The following is a 6,451-nucleotide window of genomic DNA, read 5'->3' on the forward strand; positions in this document are numbered from 1 at the left end:
GTGCTAGGTAAATCTACGATTACCGTGAACATGAAGTTGAACACCGACCCGAATGCGGCATTGTCTGACATACTGGCCAAGACAAACTCGGTACGTTCTCAGCTACCTAAAGAGGCTGAAGATCCAACCGTAACCATGTCTACCGGTTCAACAACCGCTGTACTCTATATTGGTTTTACCAGTGACGAATTGGTATCGAGCCAAATTACCGACTATCTAGAGCGTGTAATCAACCCGCAGCTATTTACGGTTAATGGTGTATCTAAAGTTGACCTATATGGTGGTATGAAATACGCACTGCGCGTATGGCTAGACCCATCAAAAATGGCGGCGATTGGTCTGACTGCATCTGATGTAATGACGGTACTGAACGCTAACAACTACCAATCAGCTACGGGTCAAGCGACCGGTGAGTTCGTGCTTTACAACGGCAGTGCCGATACTCAGGTATCAAACACTGAAGAACTAGAGAATCTAGTCGTGAAAAGCGGAGAAGGTGAGATCATTCGCCTATCCGATATCGCGAAAGTTTCTCTTGAGAAAAGTCACGATGTTTACCGAGCAAGTGCTAACGGCCAAGAGGCGGTTGTAGCCGCGATCAATGCGGCGCCAAGTGCGAACCCAATCAACATCGCAGCTGATGTACTGGAACTTCTTCCTCAATTAGAGAAGAACCTACCAAGCAACATCTCAATGAACGTCATGTACGATTCAACTATTGCGATTAACGAGTCAATTCAAGAAGTTATTAAGACTATCCTTGAAGCGGCATTAATCGTATTGATCGTGATTACTTTATTCTTAGGTTCATTCCGAGCGGTACTGATCCCTATTATTACTATCCCACTGTCTTTGATTGGTGTGGCAATGGTAATGCAGGCAATGGGTTTCTCTTGGAATCTAATGACACTACTTGCAATGGTACTTGCCATCGGTCTAGTGGTAGATGATGCGATCGTAGTACTTGAAAACGTCGACAGGCATATCAAGCTCGGCGAGTCCCCTTTCCGTGCAGCGATTATCGGTACCCGCGAAATTGCGGTGCCTGTTATCGCAATGACGTTAACGCTAGGTGCGGTATATGCTCCAATTGCGATGATGGGTGGTATTACAGGCTCGCTATTTAAAGAGTTTGCATTAACCCTAGCGGGTTCGGTTTTCGTATCAGGCATTGTGGCACTAACGCTCTCGCCAATGATGTGTTCGAAAATGCTGAAAGCTCACGCTGAGCCAAGCAAGTTTGAGCAGAAAGTTCATAGCGTGCTAGATGGCATGACTAACCGTTACGAGCGTATGCTTGGTGCGGTAATGCAACATCGTCCAGTATTTATTGGTTTTGCTATCATCGTATTTGCAAGTTTACCGTTGTTGTTCAAATTCATCCCTAGTGAGCTAGCACCTTCAGAAGATAAAGGTGTAATCATGTTGATGGGTACAGCACCGTCGAATGCAAACTTAGACTTCATGCAAAATACCATGAACGACGTAAACCAGATTCTGTCTGATCAGCCAGAAGTTGCTTACGCACAGGTATTTACAGGTGTGCCAAATGCAAACCAAGCATTTGGTATCGCGTCTATGGTTCCTTGGAGCGAACGTGAAGCAAGCCAATCAGACGTAGCAAACCGCGTTGGTAATTTGGTGAAAGATGTTCCAGGAATGGCGGTAACTGCATTCCAAATGCCAGAACTACCCGGTGCTGGTTCAGGCCTTCCAATTCAATTTGTCATAACAACGCCAAACAGTTTTGAAAGCTTGTTCCAAATTACCACAGACATTCTGGCTGATGTCTCTTCAAACCCGTTGTTCGTATATTCAGATCTCGACCTGAACTACGACTCAGCAACCATGAAGATCAACATCGACAAGGATAAAGCAGGCGCATACGGTGTGACCATGCAAGATATCGGTATCACGCTCGGTACCATGATGTCTGATGGCTACGTGAACCGTATAGACTTGAATGGCCGTTCTTACGAGGTTATTCCTCAAGTTGAACGTAAATTCCGTTTGAACCCAGAATCAATGAACAACTACTACGTACGTGCTGCAGACGGCAACGCTGTACCACTAGGCAGTTTGATTACGATTGATGTTGTGGCAGAGCCTCGCTCTCTTCCTCACTTCAACCAATTGAACTCGGCGACGATTGGTGCGGTACCGGCTCCAGGCGCTGCAATGGGTGATGCAATTGCGTGGTTTGAAGACACGGCAGCGAATAAGCTTCCAAGTGGCTACAACCATGACTACATGGGTGAAGCACGCCAATACGTAACAGAAGGTAGCGCACTTTACGCGACCTTTGGTTTAGCTCTGGCAATCATCTTCTTGGTATTGGCGATTCAGTTTGAATCACTGAAAGACCCACTGGTTATCATGGTATCTGTACCACTGGCGATCTGTGGTGCCCTAATAGCTCTGGCTTGGGGCGCGGCAACGATGAACATCTACTCGCAAGTTGGTTTGATCACCTTAGTCGGCCTGATTACCAAGCACGGTATCTTGATTTGTGAGGTTGCGAAAGAAGAGCAGCTGCACAATCAAAAAACTCGTATTGAAGCGGTAATGGAAGCAGCGAAGGTTCGTCTTCGTCCAATCCTGATGACAACGGCTGCGATGATCGCGGGTCTAATCCCACTGATGTACGCAAGTGGTGCGGGTGCGGCTCAGCGTTTCAGTATTGGTATCGTAATCGTTGCTGGTTTAGCAATTGGTACTCTCTTCACGCTATTTGTACTGCCAGTGATTTACAGCTACTTAGCTGAAAAACACAAACCTCTACCTGTATTTGTTGAAGACAAAGACCTAGAAAAACTAGCTCGTGTCGATGAAGCAAAAGCAGCGCACAGAGAATTAGCTGATAATAAGTAATCACTAAGTCGTAATAACAATAAAAAGGCTACTTCGGTGGCCTTTTTTTGTACGCCATAGGCGACATCTCAAGTGTGATTAAATAGAATAGTGGTAAATATTCAGGAGTTTTAATTGATATGTTTGATCCAAAAAAACTAGAGCAGATTGCTAAGCAGATCCACGATTCTATGCCTCAACCAGTAAAAGAGCTTGGTTCAGACGTAGATCAAAAAGTTCGTCAGGTTATCCAAGGCCAACTGAACAAGCTAGACGTTGTAAGCCGTGAAGAGTTTGATGTTCAAACACAAGTACTACTGCGCACTCGCCAAAAGCTGACTGAAATGGAACAAAAGCTAGCGGACTTAGAAGCGAAGATTGCCGACAAATAAGCGTAAAAGAAAGCAAACTGAAAGGGTTGGTGTGAAAACACCAACCCTTTTGTATTTCTGAAGCTCAATCAAGGACTGAAAGTCGACGAATACTTATCAAACAATGTTCATTTTATTGATTTTTAAGACTTTGTTACTAAAAGCAAAAAGGCTTGGTCAACGGCGACCAAGCCTTTTTATTAGATGTTGTGTTGCTTATTTATAACTCCAACCTGTAAGGAGTTAGTGATACTGCTTCGCTTTTTCTACAAATTTATCAGTATCTAAGCGACTAATTAACCGCCTACAGCGATACGCTTCATGTCGCTCATGTAGCTACGTAGCTCTTCACCGATGTACTCGACAGGGTGGTTACGGATAGCTTCGTTTACTTCAATTAGCTTAGCGTTATCAACTTGGTTAGATGTTTCACCTAGACCACGGCCGATTACGTCTGTTGCAACTGAAGGCATGAACTTCTCACGTAGTAGCGGTGTTGCTACGTTAGCGAATAGGTAGTTACCGTACTCAGCAGTATCAGAGATTACAACGTTCATTTCGTAAAGACGCTTACGAGCAACTGTGTTTGCGATTAGTGGAAGCTCATGTAGAGATTCGTAGTAAGCCGACTCATCGATGATGCCAGATGCTGTCATTGCTTCGAATGCTAGCTCAACACCCGCACGAACCATAGCAACCATAAGGATACCGTTATCGAAGTACTCTTGCTCTGAGATTTCTACGTCAGAAGCTGGGTAGTTTTCGAATGCAGTTTCACCAGTCTCTTCACGCCAGCCTAGTAGGTTCACGTCATCGTTCGCCCAGTCAGCCATCATAGTGCTAGAGAAGTGACCAGAAATGATGTCATCCATGTGCTTGTTGTAAAGCGGACGCATTAGATCTTTTAGCTCTTCAGAAAGCTCAAACGCTTTAACTTTAGCAGGATTAGATAGACGGTCCATCATGTGAGTTACGCCACCGAACTTAAGTGCTTCAGTAATCGTTTCCCAACCGTATTGTAGAAGTTTACCTGCGTAGCCTGGTTCGATGCCATCAGCAATCATCTTCTCGTAAGATACGATAGAACCCGCTTGTAGCATGCCACAAAGGATAGTTTGCTCACCCATAAGGTCAGATTTAACTTCAGCTACGAAAGAAGACTCTAGGCAACCTGCACGGTGACCACCAGTGCCTGCAGCCCAAGCTTTAGCGATATCCCAACCTTCGCCTTTAGGGTCGTTTTCTGGGTGAACAGCGATCAGTGTTGGTACACCAAAGCCACGCTTGTACTCTTCGCGAACTTCAGAACCTGGACACTTAGGTGCAACCATTACAACGGTAAGGTCAGAACGTAATTGCATGCCTTCTTCAACAACGTTAAAGCCGTGAGAGTAACCAAGAGCAGCGCCTTGCTTCATTAGGGGCATTACTGTTTCAACAACGTTTGTATGTTGCTTATCTGGAGTAAGGTTGATAACTAGATCTGCTTGAGGGATTAGCGTTTCGTAGCTACCCACAACAAAGCCGTTTTCATCAGCATTCTTGAATGATTGACGCTTCTCATCAATTGCAGCTTGGCGAAGAGCGTAAGATACGTCTAGACCAGAATCACGCATGTTTAGACCTTGGTTTAGGCCTTGAGCACCACAGCCAACAATGACGATCTTCTTGCCTTCAAGGTATTCAGCTTCAGTCGTAAATTCTTCACGATCCATGAAACGGCAGCGACCTAATTGGTCTAGTTGCTCACGAAGGTTTAATGTATTGAAATAGTTAGCCATTGTAGGGCACTCCTTTAAAAATAAGTCCGTAAGGTCGATATCTCTCTATCGAATGACTTCATACTAAAACAGACACTCCGTTGCTGAAAGTGATATATTCACAATTAGTTATTGCAATAAATGCAACATGGAAATGATCGCAAAACATGAACATAAAATCTCTACAATTATTTATACATTTATGTGATAGCAAGAGTTTCAGCAAAACAGCAGCTGCTATGCACGTCAGTCCTTCTGCCCTTAGTCGTCAAATACAAAAGCTTGAGGAAGAAACAGGGCAAGAACTGCTTATCAGGGATAATCGAAGTGTTGACCTCACACCAGCAGGGAAACATCTGTTGCCTGTGGCATTGAGCATCGTTGGCGAGTGGCAGCAATATAATCTCCACCTAAAAGGCGGAGAACAGGAGCTCAAGGGTGAGATCCGCATTTTCTGTTCCGTAACAGCAAGCTACAGTCACCTTCCTGAACTCATTACTGAATTCAGGGCTATTCATCCGTATATTGAGTTTAAGCTCTCTACTGGTGACCCAGCGCAATCCATCGACAAGATACTAAATGATGAGGCTGATATTGCTATCTCAGCAAAACCAGACATTCTTCCCTCAAGATTAGAGTTCGAAACCATCAGCGATATACCACTGTCAGTCATCATCCCATCCGGTGTCAGTAGTTTTAGCCAGCAGCTGCAATCAGAGAAACCAAACTGGAATGAAGTGCCTTTTATCATCCCAGAAGCAGGTACTGCACGAGAACGTGCGAACGCGTGGTTCAAAAAGATGAAGATAAAGCCCAACATTTACGCTCAGGTATCAGGTCATGAAGCTATCGTAAGTATGGTTGCTCTTGGCTGTGGGGTTGGTATCGCTCCAGACGTTGTAATCAACAACAGCCCAGTGAGAGATAAAGTCGATCGTTTAAAAATAGAACCAATCAAACCCTTTGAATTAGGTGTCTGCTGTAAACGATCTCAACTTGAGAACCCATTGATTAGAGCGTTCTGGCAGGTAGCCGAAGGAAAGTATATCCCTGACTAGTTATCTATAAGCGATAACAAGCAGATGTGGAGGCACAGATAAAGAGCACGTTAGTGCTCTTTTTTTTTTTTCATAAACGACAAATATGAAAAAATCCCGCTGATTTCTCAGCGGGCTTTTCAATGGTGGTGGAGGGATAGGGATTTGAACCCTAGAACCGCTATTAACGGTTGCCGGTTTTCAAGACCGGTGCTTTCGACCACTCAGCCATCCCTCCAACAAATTGTCATCAATAGATTAGTACACTACTGATGTTGTTAATTGCTAATGCAAGTAACGTTATTTAAAGCCTGGCGATGTCCTACTCTCACATGGGGAAGCCCCACACTACCATCGGCGCTATTGTGTTTCACTTCTGAGTTCGGCATGGAATCAGGTGGGTCCACAATGCTATGGTCGCCAAGCAAATTTT

General features: G+C 44.6%; 4 protein-coding genes, 1 tRNA gene and 1 rRNA gene. 3 read left to right on the plus strand and 3 right to left on the minus strand.

The genetic code is table 11. The features are described from left to right. Positions 1-2,871 (plus strand): multidrug efflux RND transporter permease subunit (locus AB4496_RS00845; RefSeq protein ID WP_372130493.1); only part of this gene is annotated, 2,871 nt, incomplete at its 5' end. Between the two features lie 119 nt (positions 2,872-2,990). After that, positions 2,991-3,242 (plus strand): ubiquinone biosynthesis accessory factor UbiK, encoded by a 252-nt coding sequence (gene ubiK, locus AB4496_RS00850; protein ID WP_009848085.1) that lies wholly within the window; start codon positions 2,991-2,993, stop codon positions 3,240-3,242. Positions 3,243-3,517: 275 nt separating this feature from the next. Here ubiK and ilvC read toward each other — a convergent pair whose 3' ends face one another. Next, positions 3,518-5,002, minus strand: coding sequence for a ketol-acid reductoisomerase (gene ilvC / locus AB4496_RS00855; protein ID WP_009848086.1), 1,485 nt, complete (start codon positions 5,000-5,002; stop codon positions 3,518-3,520). A 146-nt stretch (positions 5,003-5,148) separates the two neighbouring features. Here ilvC and ilvY point away from each other — a divergent pair, with 146 nt between their 5' ends. Continuing rightward, a complete protein-coding gene (gene ilvY / locus AB4496_RS00860; protein ID WP_009848087.1) occupies positions 5,149-6,039 on the plus strand; it encodes an HTH-type transcriptional activator IlvY in 891 nt (296 codons plus the stop codon). 126 nt (positions 6,040-6,165) lie between these two features. Here ilvY and AB4496_RS00865 read toward each other — a convergent pair. Together AB4496_RS00865 and rrf are read right to left on the minus strand one after the other, a co-directional pair. Further along, positions 6,166-6,256: transfer RNA gene (locus AB4496_RS00865), tRNA-Ser, on the minus strand. Between the two features lie 71 nt (positions 6,257-6,327). After that, positions 6,328-6,443: ribosomal RNA gene (gene rrf / locus AB4496_RS00870) — 5S ribosomal RNA — on the minus strand. Positions 6,444-6,451: the final 8 nt, after the last annotated feature.

Origin of the sequence: Vibrio sp. 10N.222.46.A1 (assembly GCF_041473595.1) — a bacterium.
Taxonomy (GTDB): domain Bacteria; phylum Pseudomonadota; class Gammaproteobacteria; order Enterobacterales; family Vibrionaceae; genus Vibrio; species Vibrio tasmaniensis_A.